The organism is Streptomyces sp. NPDC029296, from assembly GCF_055569255.1.
This window is the reverse complement of sequence record NZ_JBVHXT010000043.1, coordinates 16,807-41,849: the sequence shown is the minus strand read 5'-3', so window position 1 is coordinate 41,849 and position 25,043 is coordinate 16,807. Positions and strand designations below refer to the sequence as shown.

Below are 25,043 nucleotides of genomic sequence, written 5' to 3'. Positions count from 1 at the left end.
GGTCCTTGCCCCCGACGGCAGCGCTCCTAGGCTGACGGGATGACCAACCCGGTGAGCGACAAAGCCCGAGTGATCCCCCTGCGGCCGGCGCCGGCCCGCCCCGAGGGGCCGGAGAGCGAGCCCGCCCCCAGGGAGCCCCTGTGGCGGGATCTGGTCGGCGAGGTGCTGCGCCGCGAGCGGCGGGCCCAGCGGCGCACCCTCAAGGACGTGGCCGACGCGGCCCGGATCTCGCTGCCCTATCTCTCGGAGATCGAGCGCGGCCGCAAGGAGGCGTCGTCCGAGGTCCTCGCCGCCGCCGCGCACGCCCTCGGCCTGGGCCTCGGCGACCTGCTGGCGCGGGTGCACGGCGAGCTGTCCCGCCGTACGGCCGTCCACCACCGCACCGCGGCCCCGCAGCACGGGTCGTACCGCGGCCTCTGCCTCGCGGCCTGACCCTGGCACGCCGGGCGCCCCGGGGCCCGGCGGCTCTCACCCGTTCGATCGGCCGCCGGCCGGGCCGATGAGTTCCGCGGCGTGGAACGGTCTCCTCTCACGACCCTGTTCCCCTGCCCGTTCCACGCCCCGGGAGGCGCTCATGAGCACCGACGGATTCCTCACCTGCCTCTGGTTCGACGGCCAGGCGGAGGAGGCCGCGCACCACTACGTGTCCGTCTTCGAGAACTCCGGTGTCGAACGCGTCGTCCGGTGGCCCGAGTCCGGCCCCGGCCCGGACGGTGCCGTGCTGACCGTGGAGTTCACGGCCAACGGCCAGAGGTTCGTCGCGCTCGACGGCGGACCCCGGTACACGTTCAACGAGGCGGTCTCGTTCCAGGTCCTCTGCGCCGACCAGCAGGAGATCGACCACTACTGGACGAGGCTGACCGAGAACGGCGGCGAGGGCGGCCCCTGCGGCTGGCTCAAGGACCGGTACGGCGTGTCCTGGCAGGTGGTCTACGCCCCGCTGCTCGACATGATCGCCGACCCGGACCCGGAGAAGGCCGGCCGCGCCCTGCGGTCCATGATGGGCATGGGCAAGCTGGACGCGGCCGAGCTGGAACGGGCGTACGCGGGCGCGTAGCGCACGCCGGGCCGCCGTCGTCGCACCCCTCCCGACCGTATGCGCCGCGTCCCGCCGCGGCGCGACGCCCACCGCACCGCCGGCCGGATTCCGGGTCCCGGCTCACCGCGCGGGCCGGACCCCGGATGACTAGCGTGAACAGACGGGACACACCACATCAGGAGGGTCGCGAGCATGGCCGTGCAACCCGAAGGAACGCCCTGTTGGGCCGACGCGATGTTCAGCGACGTCGAGGGAGCCAAGCGGTTCTACGGCGACGTCCTCGGCTGGACCTTCGGCGAGTCGTCGTCGGAGTACGGCCACTACACCCAGGCCTACGCGGACGGCAGGGCCGTCGCGGCCGTCGTCCCGCCCATGCCCGGCCAGGAGGGCCAGTCCCGCTGGTGCCTGTACTTCGCCTCGCCCGACGCCGCGGCCACCGCCCGCAGGATCCGCGACAGCGGCGGGGAGGTACTGCTGGAGCCGATGCGGGTCGGTGATTTCGGCACGATGTGCCTGGCCCGGGAGCCCAGCGGCGCGGTGTTCGGCGTGTGGCAGGCGGGCACCCACGAGGGCTTCGAGGCGACGGCGGTGCCCGGCGCCTACTGCTGGGCCGAGGTCTTCACCAGGGAGCCGGAGCAGGCGGACGCCTTCCTCACCGCCGTCTTCCCCTACCGGATGAAGGAGATCGAGGACGACGCGGTGGACTTCCGGATGTTCGACATCGGCGAGGACACCGTCCTCGGCCGGATGCGGATGACCGACGACTTCCCGCCCGAGGTGCCCGCGTACATCAACGTCTACTTCACCACCGCCGACTGCGACGCGGCCGTCGACCGGGCCGTCGAGCTCGGCGGGATCCTCCGCTTCGGGCCGATGAGCAGCCCCTTCGGCCGGTTCGCGGCGCTCAGCGACCCGCAGGGCGCCGACTTCTCGGTGATCGACATCACCACCACCGAGGGGCGCATGCCGGAGATCAGGGACGTCTGACCGGCCCCGGCACGGCCCCGCCCGTGGCCATGGCATCATCGAGCGCATGCGTGAACGTGTGGTGGCCGCGTGCGACGGGGCTTCGAAGGGAAACCCCGGACCGGCCGGATGGGCGTGGGTGGTCTCGGGCGGCGACGAGCGGACCCCCGCCCGCTGGGCGGCGGGCCCGCTCGGCCGGGCCACCAACAACGTCGCCGAACTGACGGCCCTGGAGCGGCTGCTCACGGCCGTCGACCCGGACGTGCCGCTGGAGGTCCGGATGGACTCCCAGTACGCGATGAAGGCCGTCACCACCTGGCTGCCCGGCTGGAAGCGCAACGGCTGGAAGACCGCCGCCGGCAAGCCTGTCGCCAACCAGGACCTGGTGGTCCGCATCGACGAACTCCTCGGCGGCCGGTCCGTGGAGTTCCGCTACGTACCCGCCCACCAGGTCGACGGCGACCCGCTGAACGACTTCGCCGACCGCGCGGCCAGCCAGGCGGCCTCCGGGCAGGAGTCCGCCGGCAGCGAACTCGGCTCCCCGGAGCCCCCGCCGTCGCCCGACACCCCGGCGGCCGGGGCGGCGCGCCGGAAGGCACCCCGCCGGACCGGCGCCGGGGCGTCCTCGTCCGCCCGGACCATCAAGGCCAAGTTCCCCGGCCGCTGCCTGTGCGGCCGGTCCTACGCGGCCGGCGAGAAGATCGCCAAGAACGCGCAGGGCTGGGGACACCCGGAGTGCCGCACCGCCGACGCCTGATCAGGCGTCGAACGTGTAGTACCGGGTGTGGTCCAGCAGGTCCGCCGGGCGCACGGTGTTCCACGGCTTCATGGTCTCGTCCAGGTCCACCACGTCCGGCGTGCCGCCGGCCGGCACATAGGCCGCGTCCGGGTGCCGCCGCTGCCACTCGGCCCACAGCTTGTCGACGTAGGCGTGGTGCAGCCAGAACACCGGGTCGTTGGGGGAGACCCCGGTGGCCATCTGCCCGCCCACCCAGACGTGCACCCGGTTGTGCAGGTTCACCCCGCGCCAGCCCTCCAGGTGGTTGCGGAAGCCGTCCGAGGCGCTGTTGTACGGCGGCAGGTCGTACGCGCTCATCGCCAGCACCGACTCCACCTCGGCGCGCGTCGGCAGCTCGGCCACGCTCGTGCCGAGCGAGCGCCGCAGGAACGTCCGGCCGTCGACGCGCACGTTGATCGGCCAGTTGCCGGTGGACGCGGCGAACGGGCCGTCCATCACCCGTCCGTCGGTGCTGCGACCGGTACCGCCGAGGAAGTCCGGCGCCCACAGCGAGGCCCGCACGGTGCGGTCGGTGCTCCAGTCCCAGTACGGCAGCGTGACGGAGGAGTCCACGGCCTGCAGCGCCTGTTCGAAGTCGAGCAGGAATCTGCGGTGCCAGGGCAGGAAGGACGGGGAGCGGTGGCCGGTCCGCTCACCGCTGTCGGTGTCCGACATGATGAACTCGTTGTGCGTGCGGACGAAGTCGTCGTAGCGCCCGCCGCGCTTGAGTTCGAGGACGGCGGCGACGAACCGGCGCTTCTCGTCGGTGGTCAGGGCGGCCTGGTTCTTGCGTACGGTCATGGTGCTCGGTGCTCCGAAGTCCTTGCGAGGGGCGGTCAGTTGGCGGGGAACGGCAGCAGCGGGGCGCCCTGCAGCTCGTCCACCGCGGCACGGGCGGCGGCGCGCGGGGTGGGCATCGGGTCGTAGTGGCTGACGACGCTGATCCAGCTGCCGTCGGCGTTGCGCATCACGTGCAGCGGTACGCCGTCGACGAACACCGCGTAGCCGCCGCCGTGTCCGTGGTGGTGTCCGGTGCCGTCCGCCGGACGGCCCTGTATCCGGCGGCCCTTGTAGACCTCGTCGAAGGAGCCGGGCGCGGCGGGCTCGTGATGGCCGGCGGCGGACGCGGCCGTCGCGGCGGGAGCGGTGAGGGCGACGGCCGCCGTGGCGGTCGCGGCGACGGCGGCCGCCGCGGTGAGCGCGCGGCGCCGGGTGATCTCGGGCATGCGGGTCCTCCGGAAGAGTGATCCTTTGGTGACGACGCATGCCTATCGGCAGGTCCCGGAGCAGGAGAAATCTCCCGGAACCGGTTGGCTGTGATCCGGACAATTAACCACATGTCATACAGAGTTGAACAAAGATGATCTTGCTGTGAGGGTGGCCCGATCCGCACCGGAACGGGGAATTCCTTGCCGGGGCACCCCGGATTTCCTTGATCCTTTCCGGCGGCGGTCCGTCCGAGTGGCGCGGCTCACCACGCCAGACTGGCGCGATCGGATGGGCCGTCCACCCCTGCTACTCTCCGGTGCCGATCGACCACTTACGGTGACTGTCAGGGGTGTGCGCGTGAAGGTCGTCTGCGTCGGAGGCGGGCCCGCCGGCCTGTGCCTCGCCCTCCTGCTCAAGCGACAGGATCCGGCCCACGACATCACCGTCCACGAACGCGACCCCGAGGGCTCCACCTACGGCTGGGGCGTGACGTACTGGCGGGGCCTGCTCGACAGACTCCGGGAGTACGACCCCGAGACCGCCCGCGCCGTGGAGGAACACTCGGTGCGGTGGACGGACGGCGTCGCCCACGTCGGCGGCAGGACCACCCGGCACCACGGCGACGAGGGCTTCGGCATCGGCCGGCACCGGCTGCTCGGCCTGCTCGCCGCCCGGGCCCGCGCCCTCGGCGTCCGCCTGGAGTACGAGAGCGCGCCGACCCGGCCGCCCGCCGGCGCGGACCTCGTCGTCGCGGCCGACGGCGTCCACAGCGCCCTGCGCACCCGCCGCGCCGACCACTTCGGCACCCGCGTCACCCCGGGCCGCAATGTCTACCTCTGGCTCGGCACCACCAAGGTCTTCGACGCCTTCACCTTCGCCTTCACCGAGACCCGGCACGGCTGGATCTGGGCCTACGGCTACGGCTACGACGCCGGCCACAGCACCTGCGTCGTCGAGTGCTCCCCGCAGACCCTCACCGGACTCGGGCTGGACCGGGCGGATCCCGCCGGGAACCTCGCGCCGCTGGAGGAGCTCTTCGGCCGCGTCCTCGACGGCCACCCCCTCGTCGCCCGCCCCGGCGCCTCCTGGGGGACCTTCCGCACCCTCACCAACCGCACCTGGCACGACGGCCGCCTGGTCCTGGTCGGCGACGCCGCCCACACCACCCACTACTCCATCGGCGCCGGCACCACCCTCGCCCTGGAGGACGCCATGTGCCTGGCCGACGCCCTGCGCGCGCACCCCCTGCCCGAGGCCCTCGCCGCCTACGAACGCCGGCGCCGGACCGAGCTGCTGTCCGCGCAGAGCGCCGCCCGCTACAGCGCCCGGTGGTACGAGAACCTGCCCCGCTACATCCACCTGCCCCCGCACCGGATGTTCGCCCTGCTCGGCCAGCGCCACTCACCGCTGCTGCCGTACGTCCCGCCGCAGCTGTACTACGGCCTGGACAAGGCGGCCGGACAACTGGAATCCCTGCGCAGGCTCAAGCGCTGGCTCGGCCCCCGCGCCGCCCGCGCCCTGCACGCCCGCGCCGAGCGCGCCCACTGACCCGCCCCGCTTCACCGGACGTGGAGCCCTCACCCTCAAAGGGGGCCGGAGCCGGGGGCCTGACCCCGGACCTGTCAGCAGCCGCCGCCGACGGCGTACGCGCCCACTTCGCCGGCCGCTGCCTCGCCGCCCCGGAACAGAACCCGGCCCGGGCCGCGCGGCCGAGGGCCGGCGGCGGCCCGGCGCGGTGACGGTCCGTGAGGCGGCGACACTACCGGGATGGATCTGCTGTCACTGCGCTACTTCCAGGCCGTCGCCCGGCACCAGCACATCAGCCGGGCCGCCGAGGAACTGCGGGTCGCCCAGCCGTCGGTGAGCCGGACCATCCGCCGGCTCGAGACCGGCCTCGGCGTCCCGCTGTTCGACCGCCAGGGCCGCCGTATACGGCTCAACGACCACGGCGCCGCCTTCCTGGCCCGGGTCGACCGGGCGCTGGCGGAACTCGACGACGCCCGGCGGGAGATGGCCGACGCCGCCGGACCCGGCCCCGGACGGGTCGCCGTGGCCGCCGAGACCCTGCTCCAGCTCTCCGGGGTGCTGTCCGCCTTCCGCGCGCTGCGGCCCGGGGTGCGGGTGCGCCTGTTCCAGGCCCCGGTGGACGCCATGCACCGGCACCTGCGCTCCGCCGAGGTCGACTTCGCCATCGCCTCCCAACCGCTCGCCGGCCCCGGACTGCGCACGCTGGAACTGGTCCGCGAGGAGGTGCTGCTGGCCGTGCCCGCCGGGCATCCGCTGGCCGGCCGGACGAGCGTCACGGTGGCCGAGCTGGCCGGCGAGGACTTCGTCAGCACCCGGGCCGGCCACTGGCAACGAGCGCTGCTGGAGCGGCTGTTCGCCCGCGAGGGGCTGACCCCTCGGGTGGTCTGCGAGGGCGACGAGGCCGCCGCCACACCCGAACTGGCAGGCGCCGGACTCGGCCTGTGCCTGCTGCCGGCCGTCGCCCGGCGGGCCATCGGCGAGGACGGCCCGGTGGCCTGGCTGCGGCTGGACGCCCCCGACTGCCACCGCACGCTGACCCTGGTGTGGCGGCGGGGCGCCTATCTCTCGCCCGCCGCCCGCGACTTCCGCCGGGTGGCCGGGGAGCGGCTCATGCCCCTCGCGTCATGAACACATGGCCGGACCGGTCGTGGAAGGCATGCACGCCCCGGCACTAGCGTCGGCCGTGCCCACCACCGCTTCGGACGAGGGAGAACGGCGATGAGCGAGCAACAGGCCCCTGCGCGGGCCGGGTTCCGCAGTTACGCGGAGGCCGTCCTCGACGTGCTGGCCGCCGAACCGGCCCGGGCCGCGGTCACCACCGCCGAGGGCCGGGTGGTCGGCGCCGGCGAGTTCCGGGACCAGGTCCACCGGCTCTCCTGGGAGCTGGCCGATCGCGGGACGGGGCGCGGGGCCACGGTCACCCTGCTCACCGGCAACACCGTGGAGGCCCTGGTGGCCCGCTACGCCGCCAATCTGACCGGCGCCCGGGTGGTCGTCCTCTACGAGGGCATGAGCCCGCCGGTCATGGCCCGGGTGATGGAGAGCGTGGACTGCTCCCTGCTGCTGGTGGACGACCGGCAGCGGGAGGCGGCACGGCAGTTGTCGCGGCTCCCCGGCACCCCCGAGATCCGCTGGCTCGGACCGGACGGCGAGGCCGAGGACGTGCTCGCGGCGGCGGCACGGCGGCCGGCCCGGCCGATGGAGGGCCGGGCCGGCCCCGACGACGACTGGTGCGTCCGGCACACCGGCGGGACCACCGGCATCCCCAAGGGCATCCGCATGACCCACGGCGCCTACCGGCTGAGCATGGACCAGGGGTTCGCCGCCGCCGGCGACCCGCCCCGCTTCCTGGCCTGCACCGCCCTCGCCCACCTCGCCGGGATCTTCGCCGACCTGGCGCTGTACCAGGGCGGCTCGGTGGTCCTGCGGCACGGCTTCGAGCCCGGGGACGCGCTGGCCGCGATCCAGCGCGAGCGGGTCACCCACACCTGGCTGCTGCCGCCCCTGCTCTACCGGCTCCTGGACCACCCCGACCTGCCCCGCACCGACCTGTCCGCCCTGCGCCGCGTCAGCTACGGCGGCACTCCCGCCTCACCGGCCCGGATGCGGCAGGCCGCCCGCGTCCTCGGGCCCGTGCTGCACGGCATGTACGGGCAGGCCGAGACGCAGCTCATCACCCAGACCGGCCCCACGGAGCAGGAGGTGACCGGACGCGGCGGCCAGCTGACGGTCGGCCGGGCCCTGCCGGGCGTGGAGATCACCGTCCGGGACGCCGACGGCACCGCCCTGCCGCCCGGGGAGTGGGGCGAGGTCCGGGTGCGCTCGCCCTATGTGATGGGCGGCTACTGGAAGCAGCCGGAGCTGACCGCCGAGGTGCTGCGGGACGGCTGGGTGCACACCGGCGACGTCGGCTATCTCGACGAGGACGGCTACCTGTACCTGGTGGACCGGATCAAGGAGAAGATCGTGGTCGTCGGGGGCCATGTCTATCCGGCGGAGCTGGAGGAACTGCTGCTCGGCCATCCCGCCGTCGGCCGGTGCGCGGTGTTCGGCAGCCGGGACGGCGACGCGGTGGAGCATGTGCACGCCGCCGTGGTGCCCGCCGCCGGGCAGCGCCCCGCGCTCCAGGAGATCCGGGACTTCGTCACCGCCCGCAAGGGACGCCTCTACGCCCCCGACGCCCTGCATTTGGTGCCGGACATCCCGCTGACGGCGGCGGGCAAACCGGACAAGCGTGAGCTGCGCACCCGGCTGACCGGCTGAGCGGACCCGTCAAGTGCACGGGATGCCGTGACGGATGACAGACTGACGCCATGGACGAACGTGTGATCGGCAGGTCGGGGCAGTGGGCATCGGTGGTCGGGCTCGGCACATGGCAGCTGGGCGCCGACTGGGGAGAGGTGGACGACAAGGTGGCCCTGTCCGTCCTGGAGGCGGCGGCCGAGGCCGGGGTGACCTTCTTCGACACGGCTGACGTGTACGGTGACGGGCGCAGCGAGGAGACCATCGCCTCCTTCCTGCGCGGCCGTCCCGACCTGCACGTCCTCGTGGCCACCAAGATGGGCCGCCGGGTGGAGCAGATCCCGGAGAACTATGTCCTGGACAACTTCCGCGCCTGGAACGACCGCTCGCGCCGCAACCTCGGCGTCGACCGCCTCGACCTGGTGCAGCTGCACTGCCCGCCCACCCCCGTCTACTCCTCCGACGAGGTGTTCGACGCCCTGGACACCCTGGTCGAGGAGGAGCGCGTCGCCGCCTACGGCGTGAGCGTGGAGACCTGTGAGCAGGCGCTCACCGCGATCGCCCGGCCGGGCGTGGCCAGCGTGCAGATCATCCTCAACCCGTTCCGCATGAAGCCGCTGCGCGAGGTGCTGCCCGCCGCCCGCGAGGCCGGAGTCGGCATCATCGCGCGGGTCCCGCTCGCCTCCGGGCTGCTGTCCGGGAAGTACACCAAGGACACGGTGTTCGCGGCCGACGACCACCGCACCTACAACCGGCACGGCGAGGCATTCGACCAGGGCGAGACCTTCTCCGGAGTCGACTACGCCACCGGCGTGGAGGCCGCCGCCGAGTTCGCCGCGCTCGCCCCCGAGGGCTACACCCCGGCCCAGCTCGCACTGCGCTGGATCATCGAGCAGGAGGGGGTCACCACCGTGATCCCCGGCGCCCGCAGCCCGGAGCAGGCCCGCGCCAACGCCGCCGCGGCCAAGCTGCCGCCGCTGCCGCCCGCGACCCTCACCGCGATCCGGGATCTGTACGACCGCCGGATCAAGGACCAGGTCGAACACCGCTGGTAGCCGCTTCCCCGTTTGACGAACGGACGGACGGTTATACGGCTGGGCATGATACGGGAAGGGCGGCGCAGAGGGCGCGACGAGACCGAGGAGGAGCGGGCCGACCGGATGTGGGGTGAACTCATCCAGGAGGTCCGCGTCGCACAGACGGGCGTACAGATCCTGTTCGGCTTCCTGCTGACGGTGGTCTTCCAGCCGAAGTACGCCCGGCTGGCCGACACCGACCAGACGATCTACATCGTGACCGTCGTCATGGGCGCCTGCGCCACCGGCGCGCTCATCGGCCCGGTGTCCCTGCACCGCCTGGTCTCCGGCCACCGGGTCAAGCCCCGCGCGGTACGGCTGGCCTCCCGGCTGACCCTGGTCGGCCTGGCCCTGCTGCTCGCCACGATGACCTCGTCCCTGCTGCTGATCCTCCGGGTGGCCACCCACAACGGCTACGTCCCCTACCTGGTGTCGGCCGTCGTCGCCTGGTACGTCCTGTGCTGGTACATCCTCCCCTTGTGGGCCCGCCGCCGGAACCCGCAGGACCCGGAGGACCCGGAGGACCCGGAGGACCCGGAGGACTAGGTCCTGCCTGGCGCGGCCGTCGTCCTCGGCGATGGCGTGCGTCGAACACCGAGTGTCCGCAGCTGGCGGTCATGGTGGTGGCCGAGCAGGAGGAGGGACAGTACGGCGCCGGTCAGGGCGCAGAGCATGTCCCACTGGGTGTCCCAGGGGTCTCCCTGGGTCGCCAGGAACGCGTCCGCGCCGTGGCCGCCGATCTCGGCCGCCAGCCATTCCAGCAGCTCGAAGCAGGCGCTGAAGGCCAGGCAGGCGCACACGGTGAGCGGGGCCAGCCAGCGGCTGCCGCGCAACGGTGAGGTGCGGGTGAGCAGTTCGCGGACCAGCAGGGCGGGGACGAAGCCCTGCATCAGATGCCCGAAACGGTCGTACGGATTGCGGTCCAGGCCGAAGGTGTCGCGCACCCAGTCGCCCGCCGGGACCTCGGCGTACGTGTAGTGCCCGCCGACCGCGAGGACCAGCGCGTGCGCGGTGAGCAGCCCGCACAGCAGCCCGGTCAGCGGAAAGCGCCGCCAGAACAGCACCACCAGCGGCAGGCCCAGCAGCGCCCACACGGTCTCCAGGAACCAGGTGGCGCGGTCACGGGCGCCGACCGCCGACACGGCCAGCCCCGCGGCCACCACACCGGCGAAGACGACGGGCGGCACACGGCGCGGCGCCCGGAGCGGGGCGGGATGCGCAGCGGTCACGGCGGGGCTCCTTGCCTCGAGGCGTCGTAGAGCCCCATCGTGGCGCCGGGCCGGGCCCGCGGGCATGAGTACGGCTACTCACCCCGCGGAGAGGATCTCCGCCAGCAACTCGTCCACGTCGACCCGCTCCTGGCCCGGCGGCACCACCTGGTACGTCTCGCGCAGGAACGCCGCCACCCCCGGCGCCCACGCCAGCACCACCGCCCGGTGCCGGCTGCCGTCCGGGCGGGTGTCCCCGAGGAACTCCATGCGCAGTTCGTGCCACGGACCCGTGTCCTGCGGCCGCAGCCGTACGTCGCCGATGCCGACCGATCCGGCCAGGCCCTCGGCGAGCATCGCCCGGTCCAGCCGCCAGGACGCCAGCACCCGGCCGTCGTGGGCGAAGACGGCGGTGACGGCGAACGGGTCGTCGGCGGCGTAGCCGAGATGGGCCAGCACCGGACACCGCCCGGTGCCGGGCGCGAGGAGCTGCACCACCAGGGTCTTGTGCACGAACGGGTTCACGCGGGGCCTCCGGCAGACAATCGGCGTAGAAACCCCTAGTACCCCGGCAGTGCCCAGGATGCTCACTCGTGCGGCTGATTCCTGCGCCACATCGCCGCAACGGCCCTCATCCGAACGCCTCCCGCAGCGCCGGCAGCAGGGTCTTCGCCGACCAGTCCAGGAACTCCCGCTGCGCGTCGCCGCCGATCTGCACCAGCGCGACCTCCCCGAAACCGGCCTCCGCGTACGGCCGTACGGCCTCGACGAAGGCCTCGGGGTCGTCACCGCACGGGATGGCGGAGGCGATGTCGTCCTCGGTGACGAACTGCGTCGCGGCCTCGAACGAGTCGGGGTGCGGCAGTTCGGCGTTCACCTTCCAGCCCAGGCCGAACCAGCGGAACTGGGAGTGGGCGCGCTTGACCGCCGTGTCCCGGTCGGGGTCGTAGCTCACCGGCAGCTGGCCCACCCGGGGCTTGCCCTGGCCGCCGTGCCGGTCGAACGCCTCCAGCAGGCCCGCCTTCGGCTCGGTCGCGATCACCAGGTCGGCGAGGCGCCCGGCGAGTTCGCAGGACTGGTCGCCCGAGACGGCGAGGCCGATCGGCGGCGCCTGGTCCGGCAGGTCCCACAGCCGGGCCGATTCCACGTCGTAGTGCTGCCCGTGGTGGGTGACATGGCCGCCCTCGAACAGCGCGCGGATGATCTCCATCGCCTCCTCCAGCATCTCGTGCCGGACGTCCACCGGAGGCCAGCCGCCGCCCACGACGTGCTCGTTCAGGTTCTCGCCGGCGCCGAGGCCGAGCCGGAACCTGCCCTCCGACAGCAGCTGCACGGTCGCCGCCTTCTGCGCCACGATCGCCGGGTGGTAGCGCAGGATGGGACAGGTGACGTAGGTCATCAGGGGGATCCGCGTGGTGGCCTGGGCGGCGGCGCCCAGCACGCTCCACGCGTAGGAGGCGTGGCCCTGCGCGCGCAGCCACGGGAAGTAGTGGTCCGAGATCACCGAGAAGTCGAACCCCACCTCCTCGGCGCCCACCACATGGTTCACCAGGTCCCGGGGACCGGCCTGCTCGGTCATCATCGTGTATCCGATTTGCACCATATCCGGCGAGTCCCCGGCTTCCCGTCCGGAAAACAGCCGACGACGCGGATCACTCCTCCGGTACCCCGGAACGTCCGCGGGAATGTCGTCAGTGATGCCGGGCGGGGTGCGGCCGGCGACCACGGCCCGCGCGGCACCGCTGTGCGGCCGGGACACGCGCATCGGTCGCCGGCCGGTGCCGCGTGGCCGGGAGCGGGCCCGGCGCACACAGGCCGGCGGCCGGGCCGGCGCGCTCGTCGCGGGCCTGCTCCGGGGGCGTACGGCGGTGCCGCGAGCCGTGGCACGAGCGTCGCGCCCGCCGTTCCGAACCGGTGACGAAGACGCGGGGCGCGCGGGGGTGCGTTCCATGGGGTTCGCCACAGCCCGGAGGCATCGTCCGATCCGGGCGCCGGCACCGTTCCCGGCGGGGCGGGGTCAGCGCTGCTGGTTCGTCTGGGGTGTCAGCTCGCTCGGCCGCACCACGACGAACCCCTCGCCCTGGAACATCAGCTGCACGGCCTCCCCGGAACCACCGCGCAGCATCGAGCCGAGGGACTGCGAGCGGTGCAGCGAGGTCTGCAGATGGGTGGTCCAGCCCACCACCGCGTCCGTGTCGACGTACACCGGCGCCTGCGCGGACACGGGGATGACCAGCGGGTTGCCGTCGCAGACCAGGCCGAGCCGGCCCTGCCCGGTGAAGACGCTGTTGAACAGGCCGCCGCCGGCGATGCCCGACCCCTTCACCGTCTTGATCTCGTACGACAGCGAGGCGTCGAAACACAGGACGTTGCGGCCGTTGACGGTGAACTGGTCGCCGGGCTCGACGTCGACGATGAAGCAGTTCTGCGCCTCGTGCGCGAACCAGGCCTCGCCCCGACCGCGCACCGCCATCAGGGGCAGCCCCTCACCGGTGACCGCACGCTTGAGCATGCCGCCGACGCCCTGTCCCTTGCGCTCGAACCTCAGGTCGCCGCGGTAGGCGACCATCGCGCCCTGCCGGGCGTACATCTCGCCGTCCACCGCGTACTTGACGCACTTGGCGTTCTCGACGGACATTCCCGGCTCCACGGCCGGCCGCACCACGTGCTGACTGGAAAAGAGATCACCCTTCATGCGGGCATGGTGTCCCGGACGAGTCCGTTCCGCCAAGATCACGGAACGTGCCGGTCCGGCCGCCGTCCGGTCACCTCCCGCAGAACGCCGACTCCAGCGTCCCGGCCAGGGCGTCCAGCACCTTGGCGTTGTTGGAGGTGTTGGCCACCGCGGTGAGGGTCCGCCCGCCGTCCTTGGTGCCGAACGCGTAGGTGTAGTAGCCCTGCACCGCCCCCGTGTGCCCGTACACCGACACCCCGCAGGACAGGGTCCGCCGCCGCAGCCCGAGCCCGTACGCCGTCGTGCTGTTCACCTTGGTGAACCGCTCCATGTCGGCGAGCCGCGCGGCGGACATCAGCCTGCCCTTCAGCAGCGCGCCGTAGAAGGCGTCGAGGTCGCGGGCGCTGGAGATGACCGCCCCCGCGCTCTGCGCCCAGGACACGGTCTGCGCGGTCGCGTCGACCAGCGGGGCGCCCGCGGTGTCCGGCGTCAGATAGCCGCGGGTGTGGCGGCCGGGGATCGCGGTGGCCGGGTGGACGTAGAAGGTGTCGGTCAGCTTCAGCGGCTTGATGAGACGGTTCTGGTAGGCGGTTGCCACCGGCTGCCCGGTGAGCTTCTCCACGAGCAGCCCGGCGACGACGAAGTTGGTGTTGGAGTACGCGTAGGCGGCGCCGGGCGCGTTGGTGCGGGGCTTCTTCAGGGAGAGGGCGACCAACTGCCGGTAGGTGAACACCTTGTTGCGGACCGCCTCGAAGCCGGGGACGCTGGCGGCGAACATGTCGTTGCTGTAGTCGTACAGGCCGCTGCGGTGGCCGAGCACATGGCGGACGGTGATCCGGTCGTCCGGCAGCAGGCCCGGCAGATAGCGGTTGACCGGCGCGTCCAGCCGCAGCCGCTGTTCGTCGACCAGTTGGAGCAGCACCACGGTCGTGAAGGTCTTGGTGACGCTGCCGATCCGGAACCGGTCGCCGGTGCTGATGGCCCGCCCCGTGGCGCGGTCGGCGACGCCGCGGGTGACCCGGTAGGTCCGGCCGTGGTCGTCGATCCGGGCCAGCGCCCCCGGCGCGCCCCGGGCCACCACCGACCGCAGCACCGCGGCCAGACCCGCGGTGTCCGGGGCCGGCAGCGCCGCCGCGCCCGGGATGCGCGCTGCCGGCCGTGCCGCCGTGTCCGGAGCCTGCCGTGCCGCCGACACCGGGGTGTCCGGTGTCCCGGCCGCCGCGTGCGCGGGGACCGCGAACAGCGACAGCGCGACCGCACCGAGAACCGCTCCCCGCCCCACCGTTGCCACGTCCATGTCGCGATCCTCTCCCATCGGCCCGGTTCCTGATGCGATATCGGTCACATTCCGCCCTGGGAACCTAGGGGATGGGGGTGACGTCCTCCCAGCCGACACACGATGGGTCATGCTGTGATCACTCTGTGGCTCTCGTATGTAAAGGATTGCCATAGAAGTTCACGAAATGGATCATTCCGGCTTTACGTGTCCATGACTGATCCGTAAGGGTTACCCCCGGGGCCGACCGGCCCCCGTGGCGCCCAACCGCGCCATGTCTCAAGGCGGTTGACGACCTCGGCCGCCTTCGAACGAAGGAACCCTGATCAGATTGCGTAGACCGCACATACGCACCGTGGCGGTCGCCGTCGCGGTGACGACGGCTGCCACGGGCCTGGCCGGTACGGCTTTCGCGGCTCCCGACACGGGGACGCAGCGCACCGCCGCCTCCGCCGCCGTCAATGCCGCGGTGGTGGTGGAGGCGGCGCGCGCCGCGGCCTTCGCGCACGCCTCCGCGACCGGCGTCTCCAAGGGCGACGAACTGCACGCCCAGGACGTCATGATCGACCCCGAGGGCGCCCGGCACGTCCGGTTCGTCCGCACGCACGAGGGCCTCCAGGTGCTCGGTGGCGACCTCGTCGTCCACCTCGACGGCAAGCTCGGCTACGCCGGCGTGACCCGCGCGGCCGACCACACCGTCAAGCCCGCCGCCCGGGCCAGGCTGTCCGCCGCCCAGGCCGCCGCGAAGGCCGCCGAGGCCGCCAAGGGCGCCGCGAGCGGCGCCCAGCTCGTGGTGGACGCCCGCGCCGGCGCCTCCGCGCTCGCCTACCAGGTCACCGTCACCGACCGGGACACCTCCCGCACCGTCGTCGTCGACGCGGTCACCGGCAAGGTGCGCAGCAACACGCCGTCCCGGGACGAGTTCCTGTCGCCGAGGCTGCTCGACACCCTGCGCGACCGCGGCGAGACCCTCGACCCGGCCACCGGCACCGGCTCCGCCGCGGCCGCCTCCGGTCTGGTCGGCTCCGGCGCCACCGCCGCCACGGGCTACCCGTCGGCCGCCAAGGGCACCGGCAAGACCCTCTTCGTGGGCAACGTCGGCCTCACCACCACGCAGACCTCGCGCGGTCACTACCAGCTCAAGGACCCGAACCGGTACGGCACCGAGACCCGGGACGCCAAGGGCTCGTACACCGAGAAGTTCAGCGCCGGCGCCAAGTTCACCAACACGAACAACGTGTGGGGCAACGGCGCGACCTCGAGCCGGGCCACGGTCGCCGCCGACGCGCAGTACGGCGTGACCAAGACGCTGGACTTCTACAAGTCCACGTTCAAGCGCAAGGGCATCCGCAACAACAGCAAGGCCGCCCAGGCGATGGTGCACTGGGGCAAGAAGGTCGCCAACGCCTTCTGGGACCCCACCTGCAACTGCATGCTGTACGGCGACGGCGACGGCCAGATGTTCAAGAAGCCGCTCGTCGTCCTCGACGTCACCGGCCACGAGCTGACCCACGGCGTGGTGGAGGCGACCGCCAACCTCCAGCCGACCTTCGTCGACTCCGACGGCAACCAGTACGGCGAGCCCGGCTCGCTGAACGAGTCGCTCGCGGACATCTTCGGCTCGAACGTCGAGTTCTACGCCAAGAACGCGAAGGACACCCCGGACTACCTGGTCGGCGAGAAGCTGGGTCTCGCGCAGAAGTTCCTGCGCCGCCTGGACCACCCGTCGCTGGACAAGCTCGAGGGCACCATCGACTACTGGTCGCCGAACACCTACTACACCGAGGTGCACGCCGGTTCCGGCGTCTCCTCGCACGCCTACTACCTCCTCGCCGAGGGCGGCGGCAAGAAGAAGATCGGCAGCGTCACCTACAACTCGCCGACCTACCACAACATCAAGGTCAAGGGCATCGGCCGGGCCAAGGCGACCGCCATCTACTACCGGGCGCTCACCCGCTACATGGTCTCCAGCACCGACTTCCACCAGGCACGCACCGCGACCCTGAAGGCGGCCAAGGACCTGTACGGCGCGAACAGCACCGAGTACAAGACGGTCAACACGTCGTGGTCCGCGGTCAACGTGACCGCCGCCAACACCCTGCGCGCCCACTGACGGACGCCGGACCACCCCGCGCCACCGGATGCCCCGCCCCGTGCGGGGCATCCGCCCGTGCGGGGCCCGTCCGCCCCGGTGTCAGCGCAGCGTGCGCGCCCAGTCGGCCGGCACCCGTCCCGCCGGGCCCGGTACCGGCGGGACGGCGGGACGGCTCGCCGGGGGAGCCGGCTCGGGCGGTTCGGGCTCACCTGGTTGCGGGCCGGGAACTCGCGGACCGCCGAGGACCGCGCCGACCAGCGGTGTCCGACCACCTTGGTGCTGGGCACCGGCTTGTGGGCGCCGGAGCGCCAGGCCTGGAGGAGATCGTCGAGGACCGGGTAGAGCTTCTCCTCGGGCGGATCCCAGGGCTTGAGCAGATAGTGGTCCAGGTCGACGACGTTGATGGCGTCGATCGCCGCGTGCGTGTCCGCGTACGCGGTCAGCAGCACCCGACGCGTTCCCGGGTACACGTCCAGGGCCTGTTCCAGGAACGCTCGCGCAGCGCGGCGAGCGCGGACTCGCCGGGCTCCGCCCGGACGACGCGGTACGACCCGCCGTAGCGCCGCCTGAGGTCGCGGGCGACGGCACGGGAGACCCCCGGGTCGTCGTCCACGGTCAGGATGACGGTCCGCGCGGTCTCGGCGGCCTGTGCCATACGACTCCCCACCCATGTCACCGGTACCGGGCCGTCGTATGTTCGATCGCCCGGGTCCGCCGCGGCACTTCGCGGTGCCGGTGGCCGGGAGCGGGCACCATGATCATGAGCACACGACGACACGCTCGTGCGCACGGGACGACGAGGAGGCCCACGGATGACACGCCCGATCACGGCAGGGGTGGACGGTACCGAGGAGAGCCTGGCCGCGCTGGACTGGGCGGCCAGGGAGGGGGTGCGCCGGGGCCTGCCGCTGCGCGTGGTGCACGCCTGGCGGTACGCCGAGGCGCTGGCCACGGCCGACCGGGACACCCAGCACGGGTGGGTCTCGCAAGGCGTGGAGCGCGCCGTGCGCTCCGTCGCGGAACGGCACCCGGGGCTGACGGTGACCACGGACCTGGTGGAGGGCGGGGCCGGGCAGGCGCTGGCCCGAGCCGCGGCCGGGGCCGAGATGCTGGTGCTCGGCTCGCGCGGGCACGGACCCGTCGTCGGGTTCCTGCTGGGCTCGGTGGGGCAGCAGGTGATCGCCGAGGCGGCCCGGCCCGTGGTGCTGGTGCGCGCCGGGGACGAAGCGGCGGCGGAGGCGTCCGGCCGGGACGTCGTGGTCGGCCAGCAGGGCGGGCCCGACGACAGCGCGGCGGCGCTGCGGTTCGCGTTCGAGACGGCGGCGGCCCGGGGAGCGGCGGTCCGCGCGGTGCGGGCGTGGACCCTGCCGCCGGTGTTCGCCTACAGCCCCGGTTCGCTCCGGCTGCTGGACGAGGCCGGCGGCCTCGAACCGTACGAGAAGCAGGCGCTGGCGGATGCCGTGCGGCCCTGGCGGGAGCGGTTCCCCGAGGTGTCCGTCGCCGAGCACGTCGAGATGGGCAGCGCCGGGCAGGTGCTGCTGTCGACGGCGGCCCGGGCCCAGCTGATGGTCGTCGGGCGCCGGGCGCACCGGACGGCCGTCGGTGCCCGGATCGGCTCCGTGGCGCACGGCGTGCTGCACCACGCCGGCTGCCCGGTGGCCGTGGTCCCGCACGACTGACCTACTCGGGCTCGGCCGGCTCCAGTGTGGCGCGGGCCCTCGGCAGGACGTTCTCGATGTAGTCCTCGACGGCCGTGTCCAGCCCGATGTCGTGCTGGGCGCGCTCGGACAGGTACCAGCGGTGTTCGAGCAGCTGGTGGTAGATCTCCGCCGGGTCCATCGTGCCGCGCAGCTCCGGCGGCACGGCGCGCACGGTGGGCCGGAACACGTCCCGGACCCAGCGGTGGGCGAGCACCTCGGGGCGGGCGGCATGGGGGTCCCCGCCGGTCGCGTCCTCGGGGGCGTAGTCGTCCTGGGTGGCCATCCAGCTCTCCAGGTCGCTCAGCAGCCGCCGTGCCTGGTTCTCCTCGGTGTCCAGGCCGGTCAGCCGCAGCAGCTGCCGCTGGTGGTGGCCGGCGTCCACGACCTTCGGCACGAAGGTGACCGTGTCACCGTTGGAGGAGTGCTCGATCTGCATCTCGGCCACGTCGAAGCCGAGGTCGTTCAGCCGGCGGATCCGGCGCTCGATGTAGTGGTACTTGCCCGCCGGGTACACCGAGGTGCGGGTCAGCTCCCGCCACAGCCCGTGGTAGCGGGTGCAGATCTCGTGACCGAACTCCACCGGGTCCACCGACGGGTGCAGCGCGCCGGACGCCTCGAGGTCCAGCAGCTCGCCGCTGATGTTGACCCGGGCCAGGTCGAGGTCGTAGTCGCGCTGCCCGGGGCTGAGCCGCGGGTGCAGCTCGCCGGTCTCGGCGTCGACCAGATAGGCCGCGTAGGCGCCCGCGTCCCGCCGGAACAGGGTGTTGGACAGCGAGCAGTCGCCCCAGGCGAAGCCGGCCAGGTGGAGACGGACCAGCAGCACGGCGAGGGCGTCCATCAGCCGGTGCATGGTCGCCGGGCGCATGGTGGTCTCGAACATCGACCGGTACGGCATCGAGCCGCGCAGGTGCCGCGTGATCAGCACCGGCTCCAGCGGGGCGCCCGAGCGGTCGGTGCGGCCGGTGACGACGGCGAGCGGGTCGACGGCCGGGATGCCGAGCCGGTCCAGGTCGCGCAGCAGCCCGTACTCGCGCAGCGCGGGCCGCTCGGCCAGCTCCTTGACGGCGATCACCTCGTCGCCGGCGCGCGCGTAGCGCACCACGTGCCGGGAGATGCCGCGGGGGAGCGGGACGAGGTACTCCTCGGGCCACTCCTCCAGCGGGGTGTCCCAGGGCAGGGCGAGCAGGAGCGCGGGGTGCTCCGGGTTCGTGGCGCTGATCTGCAAGGACATGACACGAACCCTAAGGCCCCGGCCGGGTGTTTCAGGAGGCCCTCTCCCGGGCCTGTTCGGCCGCCGCGCGCACCGGGCCCCGGTGCACCGGTCCGTGTCCCGGCAGCAGGACGTCCCCGTCGAGGGCGGCGACCAGCTCCAGCGAGGCGATGACCCGGGCCCGGTCGTGGTGGAAGAAGCCGGGCAGGATCTGCGGGCCCTCGATCCGTGAGATGGAGTGCCCGCTGACCAGCGCGTCCCCGGAGATGACGATCCCCGACCCGGGCAGGTGGTAGACGCAGTGGCCGTCGGTGTGGCCGGGGGTGTGCACGGGCACGGGACGGCCGGGCAGGTCAAGGGGGCCCTCGGCGGGGAACGGCTCGGGCGCGGCGACCGGGTTGTGCGCGGTGCCGCCGGCCTTGAGCACGTGCCGCGCCCAGGGCAGGACGCCCGGCCGCCAGGCGTTGCGCACGACATCGCCGACGGCGGCCTGCTGGAGGAAGTCCCGCCGCGCGTGCGCGACTTCGGCCGGGTGCAGGTACACCGGCGTGCCGTGGGCCGCGCGCAGGTACTCGGCCGAGCCCAGGTGGTCGTTGTGCGCGTGGGTGATCAGCACGGCGGCGACCGCCTCCGGGGAGGCGCCGACCTCCGCGAGCGATTCCAGCAGCGCCGGGCGGTCTCCCGGATAGCCGGTGTCCACCAGGGTGACGGCGTCGCCCTCCTTGAGGATCACCCAGTTGACGTGCGCGCCGCACACCAGGTAGGTGCCGTCGGCGACTTGGCGTACCTCTGCCCGCATGATCTCCCCGAACCCCGTGTGATCGTTGGTGGAAGGACAGCCAATCAGACCGGCCGAGGGTCCGCGCAAGGGCGGGGCCGGCCGGTCACCGGACGCCGTGCGGCCGGAACTGGACGCTGATGCGCGGTCCGGTGGCCCGGCTGGTCTTGGGCACGCAGTGCTCCCAGGTGCGCTGGCAGGATCCGCCCATCACGATCAGATCGCCGTGCCCGAGCGGCCGGCGCACCGCGGGGCCGCCGCCGCCCGCGGGCCGCAGCAGCAGGTCCCGGGGCGCGCCGACGGAGAGGATCGCGACCATGGTGTCCTCGCGGGCGCCCCGCCCGGTGCGGTCCCCGTGCCAGGCCACGCTGTCGCGGCCGTCCCGGTAGAAGCACAGCCCGGCCGTCGTGAACGGCTCGCCCAGCTCCTCGGCGTAGTGCCGGGACAGGGCGGCGCGGGCCTCGTCCAGCACCGGGTGGGGGAGCGGGTCCCGCTCGCCGTAGTGGGCCAGCAGCCGGGGGACGGCGACCACGTTGTCGTACATCTTCCGGCGCTCGGCCCGCCACGGCACCTCGGCCGCGAGGTGTTCGAAGAGCGCGTCGGCGCCGCCGAGCCAGCCCGGCAGCACGTCGATCCAGGCCCCCGCGCCCAGCACCGTGCGGCCCAGCCCGTCCAGGGGACCGAGCCGCAGCTCGTCGGTCTGGTCGAACAGGGAGCCCTGGAGGTGCGTGGCCATGGGGCCAGCGTACTCCGTTAATCGAAAGTATGTTTCATTTGATCACTGAGGCGTTCGAACGCCGTCACCGCGCCCTTTCGATACACCGATGTATCCGATACATTCGCGCATCGAACGAGAGGACGGTCGGATGGAGCCGGCGCACGAGCCGCCCGCGCGCGTCACCCGGCGCCGGGTCCGCACCCGGGCCCGGCTGCTCGACGCCGCGTTCGCCGTGTTCGCGGCGAAGGGGTTCGGGCGGGTCACCATCGAGGAGGTCTGCGAGGCGGCCGGATTCAGCCGAGGCGCCTTCTACTCGAACTTCGCCACCCTGGACGAGCTGTTCTTCGCCCTGTACCGGGAGCGCGCCGGCCTGATCGCCGGCCAGGTGGCCGACGCGCTCGCCCAGGACGGCCCGGACCTCGACGTGACCGCCGCCGTGGACCGGGTCACCGAGGTGCTGCTGCTCGACGTGGACTGGCTGCTGGTGAAGACCGACTTCCTGGTGCACGCCGCCCGGGACCCGGCCGTCGCCCGCGCCCTGCTCGACCACCGCGCCCGGCTCCGCGCGGCCGTCGCCGGCCGGCTGGCCCGCGCCCGGGGCCACACCGCGCTGCCCGCCGTCCTCGGCGACGCGGACGGCGCCGCCCGCGCCGTGGTCGCCGCGTACGACGGCGTCACCACCCAACTGCTGCTGGACCGGGACGTCGAGGCCGCCCGGGCCTGGCTGAAGCGGCTGCTCACCGCGCTGCTGACGGACGGCAGCCGCACCCCGTCGTAGCCCCGCGACGGCCCCCGACGCGCACCCCCGAGGAAGGACACACACATGGACGCCGACGTCATCGTGGTCGGAGCGGGCCTCGCCGGGCTCGTCGCCGCGCACGAACTCACCAGCCGGGGCCGCCGGGTGGCCCTGGTCGACCAGGAGAACGCCGCCAACCTCGGCGGCCAGGCGTTCTGGTCCTTGGGCGGGCTCTTCCTCGTCGACTCGCCCGAACAGCGCCGCCTCGGCGTCAAGGACTCCTTCGGCCTCGCCTGGACCGACTGGCAGGGCAGCGCACGCTTCGACCGGCTCGCCGACGAGGACTCCTGGGCGGTGCGCTGGGCCCGCGCCTACGTGGAGTGGGCGGCGGGGGAGAAGCGGTCCTGGCTCGCCGGGCACGGCATCGAACTGCTGCCCACCGTCGGCTGGGCCGAGCGCGGCGACCTGCGGGCCGACGGGCACGGCAACTCCGTGCCCCGCTTCCACATCGCCTGGGGCACCGGCACCGGCGTGGTCGAACCCTTCGTCCGCTACGCCCGGCAGGCCGCCCGGGACGGACTGCTGACCTTCCACCACCGCCACCGGGTGGACGAACTGGTCGTCGAGGGCGGAACGGCTCGCGGGGTGCGCGGCACGGTCCTCGCCCCCGACGACTCCCCGCGCGGCGTCGCCTCCGGCCGCGACCGCGCCGGCGACTTCGAACTGACCGCCCAGGCCGTCGTCGTGACCACCGGCGGCATCGGCGCCGACCACGACATCGTCCGCCGCCACTGGCCCGCGCGGCTCGGCACGCCCCCCGCCCGGATGGTCACCGGCGTCCCGGCCTACGTCGACGGCCGCATGCTCGACATCAGCGCCGGGGCCGGCGTACGGCTCGTCAACCGCGACCGCATGTGGCACTACACCGAAGGCCTGCGCAACTGGGACCCGATCTGGCCCGGCCACGGCATACGCATCCTGCCCGGCCCGTCCTCCGTCTGGCTCGACGCCCTCGGCCGCCGCCTGCCCGACCCCTGCCTGCCCGGCTACGACACGCTCGGCACCCTGAAGTACCTGCGCACCACCGAGGACATCGCCGGCTACGACCACTCGTGGTTCGTCCTCACCCGGAAGATCATCGAGAAGGAGTTCGCGCTCTCCGGCTCCGAGCAGAACCCCGACATCACCGCCAGGGACCGCAAGGCCGTGCTGCGCGACCGGCTGCTCGGCAAGGGCGCCCCGGCACCCGTGCGGGCCTTCCTGGAGCGGGGCGAGGACTTCGTCGTCGCGGACCGCCTGGAACGGCTGGTGGAGAAGATGAACGCGCTGACCGGCGAGCCGCTGCTCGACGCCGCCGCGGTGCGCCGCCGGATCGAGGCCCGCGACGCGCAGATCGCCAACCCCTACAGCAAGGACGCCCAGGTCCAGGGCATCCGCAACGCCCGCCGCTACATCGGCGACCGGCTCGGCCGGGTCGCCGCCCCGCACCGCATCCTCGATCCGGCCGCGGGCCCCCTCGTCGGGGTCCGGCTGCACGTGCTGACCCGCAAGACCCTCGGCGGCATCCAGACCGACCTGGACTCCCGGGCCCTCGGCACCGACGGCACGCCCATCGAGGGGCTGTACGCGGCGGGCGAGGTGGCCGGGTTCGGCGGCGGCGGGGTGCACGGCTACAACGCCCTGGAGGGCACCTTCCTCGGCGGCTGCCTGTTCTCCGGCCGGGCGGCGGGCCGGCACGCGGCCCGGCACACGGGCTGAACCCCGGCCGCGGGCAGCGGGCGGGCGCCGGCCCCGGACCAGGGCCGCCCCTCAGCCCCCCACCAGCTCCAGCAGCACCCGCGCGTGGCTCTCCCCGGGCCGCTTCGACGCCGTCAGGAGGGTCACGCGTCCCTTGCGGGCCGACTCGCGCAGGCCGTCGAGCAGCGCGGCGGCCTCCGGCGCGTCCAGCTCCGCCTCGTAGCGCCGGCGGAACTCCTCGTACGAACCCTCGCCCGCGTGGTACCACGTGCGCAGCTCGGCCGACGGCGTAAGGCCCTTGGGCCATTCGTCCACGTGGGCGTCCTCCTTGGCGAGGCCGCGCGGCCACAGCCGGTCCACCAGCACGCGCAGACCGTCGTCGGGCTCGGGCGGTTCGTAGATCCGGCGCAGGCGCACGCTCACGGCACGGGGCTCCTTCCGGGGCGGGGACGGTGCCGCGAGCGTACTGCGCACCGCCTGTGCCCCCGGGCGGCGACGCGAGGCGACTCGACCGGAAGAAGGGGGAATCCGGGGCGCCGGCCCGCCTACGCTGGCGGCCGGTCGATCACCGCCACGCCCGAGGAGCGCATGTGACGCCACCGCGCCGGCCCGCCCGCCGCCGAACCGCCGTCCTCGCCACCGTCCCCGTCGCCCTCGCCGCACTCCTCGCCACCACCGGGGCCGCGGCACCGAACACCACCGGGAGCGCCGCACCGGCCACCGCCGGAGCGCCCGGCGCGGGCGACCCGTACTTCCCGCTCAGCGGCAACGGCGGCTACGACGTGGGCCACTACGACCTGACGCTGCGTTACGATCCCGCCGCCCGGCGCCTCGACGGCGCCGCCGTCCTCACCGCCCGCGCCACCCAGCGCCTGACCCGCTTCGACCTCGACCTGCCCGGGCTGACCGTCACCCGGGTGACGGTCGACGGCCGGACCGCCCGCTTCGCGCGCGACGGCCGGGAACTCGCCGTCACCCCGCCCACCGCCCGGGCGAAGGGCCGCACCTTCCGGGTCGCCGTCACCTACCACGGCACCCCCGGGCCGGTCACCGACCCCGACGGCTCGGCGGACGGCTGGATCCCCACCGACGACGGCGCGTTCGTCGCGGGCGAACCCCAGGGCGCCATGACCTGGTTCCCCGCCAACGGCCACCCCGGGGACAAGGCGTCGTACGACTTCACGCTCACCGTCCCGCGGGGCCGCACCGCCGTCGCCAACGGCGTCCTCCTCGGTCAGCGCACCGCCCACGGCACGACCACCGTCCGCTGGCGCCAGAGCGAGCCCATGGCCGCCTACCTGGCGACCGCCACCATCGGCACGTTCCGTACCGAGCGGTACACGACCCGTGACGGAATCCAGGTGTTCAACGCCGCGGACCCCCGTGAGGCCCGCGCCGCCGCGGACTTCTTCCGCGTCCTGCGCGCCTGGGCGGACGGGCACCGCGGCGGACACGGCACGACCGCCGGGTTCGTCCGGCTGGCCGAGCGGACGTCGGGGAAGCGGCTCAAAGGACTGTTCGACACCTGGCTGTACGCCCCGGGCCGGCCGGACCGCGCCTGACGTTCGATT

Annotated in this window: 25 protein-coding genes and 1 pseudogene; 14 read left to right on the top strand and 12 right to left on the bottom strand. The window is 73.4% G+C overall.

Going from position 1 to position 25,043, the window contains the following annotated elements:
* Window positions 1–39: 39 nt before the first annotated feature.
* From ACZ4W9_RS31750 to ACZ4W9_RS31735, 4 genes are all read left to right on the top strand, one after another.
* The gene (locus ACZ4W9_RS31750; protein ID WP_467941518.1) at window positions 40–432 is read left to right on the top strand and encodes a helix-turn-helix domain-containing protein; all 393 of its coding nucleotides are present in this window, start codon (window positions 40–42) and stop codon (window positions 430–432) included.
* 142 nt (window positions 433–574) lie between these two features.
* Complete coding sequence (locus tag ACZ4W9_RS31745; protein WP_467941516.1) at window positions 575–1,057, top strand: VOC family protein; 483 nt, start codon at window positions 575–577, stop codon at window positions 1,055–1,057.
* Between the two features lie 174 nt (window positions 1,058–1,231).
* On the top strand, window positions 1,232–2,026 hold the full coding sequence (locus tag ACZ4W9_RS31740; protein ID WP_467941515.1) for a VOC family protein: 795 nt from the start codon (window positions 1,232–1,234) through the stop codon (window positions 2,024–2,026).
* A gap of 34 nt (window positions 2,027–2,060) precedes the next feature.
* On the top strand, window positions 2,061–2,762 hold the full coding sequence (locus ACZ4W9_RS31735) for a ribonuclease H family protein (protein WP_467941575.1): 702 nt from the start codon (window positions 2,061–2,063) through the stop codon (window positions 2,760–2,762).
* Here the strand turns inward: ACZ4W9_RS31735 and melC2 are convergent, their stop codons facing one another.
* Together melC2 and melC1 are read right to left on the bottom strand one after the other, a co-directional pair.
* Window positions 2,763–3,584 (bottom strand): tyrosinase MelC2, encoded by an 822-nt coding sequence (gene melC2, locus ACZ4W9_RS31730; RefSeq protein ID WP_467941513.1) that lies wholly within the window; start codon window positions 3,582–3,584, stop codon window positions 2,763–2,765.
* 35 nt (window positions 3,585–3,619) lie between these two features.
* Window positions 3,620–4,009: an apotyrosinase chaperone MelC1 gene (gene melC1, locus ACZ4W9_RS31725; protein ID WP_467941512.1), complete on the bottom strand. Its 390-nt coding sequence runs from the start codon at window positions 4,007–4,009 to the stop codon at window positions 3,620–3,622.
* A 334-nt stretch (window positions 4,010–4,343) separates the two neighbouring features.
* On the opposite strand from melC1, the gene ACZ4W9_RS31720 reads away from it, so the two are divergent.
* The 5 genes from ACZ4W9_RS31720 to ACZ4W9_RS31700 all read left to right on the top strand — a co-directional run bounded on the left by ACZ4W9_RS31720 (window position 4,344) and on the right by ACZ4W9_RS31700 (window position 9,883).
* Window positions 4,344–5,540 carry an FAD-dependent monooxygenase gene (locus tag ACZ4W9_RS31720; RefSeq protein WP_467941511.1) on the top strand — a complete coding sequence of 399 codons (1,197 nt, stop codon included), beginning with the start codon at window positions 4,344–4,346 and terminating at the stop codon, window positions 5,538–5,540.
* 219 nt (window positions 5,541–5,759) lie between these two features.
* The gene (locus tag ACZ4W9_RS31715; RefSeq protein ID WP_467941509.1) at window positions 5,760–6,647 is read left to right on the top strand and encodes a LysR family transcriptional regulator; all 888 of its coding nucleotides are present in this window, start codon (window positions 5,760–5,762) and stop codon (window positions 6,645–6,647) included.
* Between the two features lie 90 nt (window positions 6,648–6,737).
* Window positions 6,738–8,282 (top strand): AMP-binding protein, encoded by a 1,545-nt coding sequence (locus ACZ4W9_RS31710; protein WP_467941507.1) that lies wholly within the window; start codon window positions 6,738–6,740, stop codon window positions 8,280–8,282.
* A 50-nt stretch (window positions 8,283–8,332) separates the two neighbouring features.
* Window positions 8,333–9,316, top strand: coding sequence for an aldo/keto reductase (locus tag ACZ4W9_RS31705; RefSeq protein WP_467941506.1), 984 nt, complete (start codon window positions 8,333–8,335; stop codon window positions 9,314–9,316).
* Window positions 9,317–9,361: 45 nt separating this feature from the next.
* The gene (locus tag ACZ4W9_RS31700; RefSeq protein WP_467941504.1) at window positions 9,362–9,883 is read left to right on the top strand and encodes a DUF6328 family protein; all 522 of its coding nucleotides are present in this window, start codon (window positions 9,362–9,364) and stop codon (window positions 9,881–9,883) included.
* Here ACZ4W9_RS31700 and ACZ4W9_RS31695 read toward each other — a convergent pair.
* The 5 genes from ACZ4W9_RS31695 to ACZ4W9_RS31675 form a co-directional block, all read right to left on the bottom strand.
* Window positions 9,880–10,524: a DUF2238 domain-containing protein gene (locus ACZ4W9_RS31695; protein WP_467941573.1), complete on the bottom strand. Its 645-nt coding sequence runs from the start codon at window positions 10,522–10,524 to the stop codon at window positions 9,880–9,882. The genes ACZ4W9_RS31700 and ACZ4W9_RS31695 overlap by 4 nt on opposite strands.
* A gap of 120 nt (window positions 10,525–10,644) precedes the next feature.
* Window positions 10,645–11,070, bottom strand: a complete 426-nt coding sequence (locus tag ACZ4W9_RS31690) for an SsgA family sporulation/cell division regulator (protein ID WP_467941502.1) — start codon at window positions 11,068–11,070, stop codon at window positions 10,645–10,647.
* A 106-nt stretch (window positions 11,071–11,176) separates the two neighbouring features.
* On the bottom strand, window positions 11,177–12,148 hold the full coding sequence (locus ACZ4W9_RS31685; protein ID WP_467941501.1) for an LLM class F420-dependent oxidoreductase: 972 nt from the start codon (window positions 12,146–12,148) through the stop codon (window positions 11,177–11,179).
* Between the two features lie 414 nt (window positions 12,149–12,562).
* Entirely contained in the window at window positions 12,563–13,240 is a 678-nt protein-coding gene (locus tag ACZ4W9_RS31680; RefSeq protein ID WP_467941499.1) for an AIM24 family protein, read from the bottom strand.
* Window positions 13,241–13,310: 70 nt separating this feature from the next.
* Window positions 13,311–14,516 carry a serine hydrolase domain-containing protein gene (locus tag ACZ4W9_RS31675; RefSeq protein WP_467941498.1) on the bottom strand — a complete coding sequence of 402 codons (1,206 nt, stop codon included), beginning with the start codon at window positions 14,514–14,516 and terminating at the stop codon, window positions 13,311–13,313.
* A 310-nt stretch (window positions 14,517–14,826) separates the two neighbouring features.
* Here ACZ4W9_RS31675 and ACZ4W9_RS31670 point away from each other — a divergent pair, with 310 nt between their 5' ends.
* Entirely contained in the window at window positions 14,827–16,608 is a 1,782-nt protein-coding gene (locus tag ACZ4W9_RS31670) for a M4 family metallopeptidase (RefSeq protein WP_467941497.1), read from the top strand.
* A 59-nt stretch (window positions 16,609–16,667) separates the two neighbouring features.
* On the opposite strand, the pseudogene ACZ4W9_RS31665 reads toward ACZ4W9_RS31670, so the two are convergent.
* Window positions 16,668–17,245: pseudogene (locus ACZ4W9_RS31665) on the bottom strand (response regulator); the annotation flags it as partial.
* A gap of 157 nt (window positions 17,246–17,402) precedes the next feature.
* On the opposite strand from ACZ4W9_RS31665, the gene ACZ4W9_RS31660 reads away from it, so the two are divergent.
* A complete protein-coding gene (locus ACZ4W9_RS31660; protein ID WP_467941495.1) occupies window positions 17,403–18,269 on the top strand; it encodes a universal stress protein in 867 nt (288 codons plus the stop codon).
* A gap of 1 nt (window position 18,270) precedes the next feature.
* On the opposite strand, the gene ACZ4W9_RS31655 is transcribed toward ACZ4W9_RS31660, so the two are convergent.
* The 3 genes from ACZ4W9_RS31655 to ACZ4W9_RS31645 form a co-directional block, all read right to left on the bottom strand.
* Window positions 18,271–19,521 (bottom strand): DUF4032 domain-containing protein, encoded by a 1,251-nt coding sequence (locus ACZ4W9_RS31655; RefSeq protein WP_467941493.1) that lies wholly within the window; start codon window positions 19,519–19,521, stop codon window positions 18,271–18,273.
* A gap of 31 nt (window positions 19,522–19,552) precedes the next feature.
* On the bottom strand, window positions 19,553–20,299 hold the full coding sequence (locus tag ACZ4W9_RS31650) for an MBL fold metallo-hydrolase (RefSeq protein ID WP_467941492.1): 747 nt from the start codon (window positions 20,297–20,299) through the stop codon (window positions 19,553–19,555).
* Window positions 20,300–20,384: 85 nt separating this feature from the next.
* Window positions 20,385–21,014, bottom strand: coding sequence for an alpha-ketoglutarate-dependent dioxygenase AlkB family protein (locus ACZ4W9_RS31645; RefSeq protein WP_467941491.1), 630 nt, complete (start codon window positions 21,012–21,014; stop codon window positions 20,385–20,387).
* A 130-nt stretch (window positions 21,015–21,144) separates the two neighbouring features.
* Here ACZ4W9_RS31645 and ACZ4W9_RS31640 point away from each other — a divergent pair, with 130 nt between their 5' ends.
* Window positions 21,145–21,774, top strand: coding sequence for a TetR/AcrR family transcriptional regulator (locus ACZ4W9_RS31640; RefSeq protein ID WP_467941489.1), 630 nt, complete (start codon window positions 21,145–21,147; stop codon window positions 21,772–21,774).
* Window positions 21,775–21,819: 45 nt separating this feature from the next.
* Window positions 21,820–23,493: an FAD-binding dehydrogenase gene (locus tag ACZ4W9_RS31635; RefSeq protein ID WP_467941488.1), complete on the top strand. Its 1,674-nt coding sequence runs from the start codon at window positions 21,820–21,822 to the stop codon at window positions 23,491–23,493.
* A gap of 51 nt (window positions 23,494–23,544) precedes the next feature.
* Here ACZ4W9_RS31635 and ACZ4W9_RS31630 read toward each other — a convergent pair whose 3' ends face one another.
* Window positions 23,545–23,895, bottom strand: a complete 351-nt coding sequence (locus tag ACZ4W9_RS31630) for a DUF488 domain-containing protein (protein ID WP_467941486.1) — start codon at window positions 23,893–23,895, stop codon at window positions 23,545–23,547.
* Window positions 23,896–24,062: 167 nt separating this feature from the next.
* Here ACZ4W9_RS31630 and ACZ4W9_RS31625 point away from each other — a divergent pair, with 167 nt between their 5' ends.
* On the top strand, window positions 24,063–25,034 hold the full coding sequence (locus tag ACZ4W9_RS31625; protein WP_467941485.1) for a gluzincin family metallopeptidase: 972 nt from the start codon (window positions 24,063–24,065) through the stop codon (window positions 25,032–25,034).
* Window positions 25,035–25,043: the final 9 nt, after the last annotated feature.

Excerpts from the sequence above, each read along its gene's own strand:
- ACZ4W9_RS31750 (WP_467941518.1), top strand. The coding sequence starts at position 40 with ATGACCAACCCGGTGAGCGACAAAGCCCGAGTGATCCCCCTGCGGCCG.
- ACZ4W9_RS31745 (WP_467941516.1), top strand. The coding sequence starts at position 575 with ATGAGCACCGACGGATTCCTCACCTGCCTCTGGTTCGACGGCCAGGCG.
- ACZ4W9_RS31740 (WP_467941515.1), top strand. The coding sequence starts at position 1,232 with ATGGCCGTGCAACCCGAAGGAACGCCCTGTTGGGCCGACGCGATGTTC.
- melC2 (WP_467941513.1), bottom strand. The coding sequence starts at position 3,584 with ATGACCGTACGCAAGAACCAGGCCGCCCTGACCACCGACGAGAAGCGC.
- melC1 (WP_467941512.1), bottom strand. The coding sequence starts at position 4,009 with ATGCCCGAGATCACCCGGCGCCGCGCGCTCACCGCGGCGGCCGCCGTC.
- ACZ4W9_RS31715 (WP_467941509.1), top strand. The coding sequence starts at position 5,760 with ATGGATCTGCTGTCACTGCGCTACTTCCAGGCCGTCGCCCGGCACCAG.
- ACZ4W9_RS31710 (WP_467941507.1), top strand. The coding sequence starts at position 6,738 with ATGAGCGAGCAACAGGCCCCTGCGCGGGCCGGGTTCCGCAGTTACGCG.
- ACZ4W9_RS31705 (WP_467941506.1), top strand. The coding sequence starts at position 8,333 with ATGGACGAACGTGTGATCGGCAGGTCGGGGCAGTGGGCATCGGTGGTC.
- ACZ4W9_RS31700 (WP_467941504.1), top strand. The coding sequence starts at position 9,362 with ATGATACGGGAAGGGCGGCGCAGAGGGCGCGACGAGACCGAGGAGGAG.
- ACZ4W9_RS31685 (WP_467941501.1), bottom strand. The coding sequence starts at position 12,148 with ATGGTGCAAATCGGATACACGATGATGACCGAGCAGGCCGGTCCCCGG.
- ACZ4W9_RS31680 (WP_467941499.1), bottom strand. The coding sequence starts at position 13,240 with ATGAAGGGTGATCTCTTTTCCAGTCAGCACGTGGTGCGGCCGGCCGTG.
- ACZ4W9_RS31675 (WP_467941498.1), bottom strand. The coding sequence starts at position 14,516 with ATGGACGTGGCAACGGTGGGGCGGGGAGCGGTTCTCGGTGCGGTCGCG.
- ACZ4W9_RS31660 (WP_467941495.1), top strand. The coding sequence starts at position 17,403 with ATGACACGCCCGATCACGGCAGGGGTGGACGGTACCGAGGAGAGCCTG.
- ACZ4W9_RS31655 (WP_467941493.1), bottom strand. The coding sequence starts at position 19,521 with ATGTCCTTGCAGATCAGCGCCACGAACCCGGAGCACCCCGCGCTCCTG.
- ACZ4W9_RS31650 (WP_467941492.1), bottom strand. The coding sequence starts at position 20,299 with ATGCGGGCAGAGGTACGCCAAGTCGCCGACGGCACCTACCTGGTGTGC.
- ACZ4W9_RS31645 (WP_467941491.1), bottom strand. The coding sequence starts at position 21,014 with ATGGCCACGCACCTCCAGGGCTCCCTGTTCGACCAGACCGACGAGCTG.
- ACZ4W9_RS31640 (WP_467941489.1), top strand. The coding sequence starts at position 21,145 with ATGGAGCCGGCGCACGAGCCGCCCGCGCGCGTCACCCGGCGCCGGGTC.
- ACZ4W9_RS31635 (WP_467941488.1), top strand. The coding sequence starts at position 21,820 with ATGGACGCCGACGTCATCGTGGTCGGAGCGGGCCTCGCCGGGCTCGTC.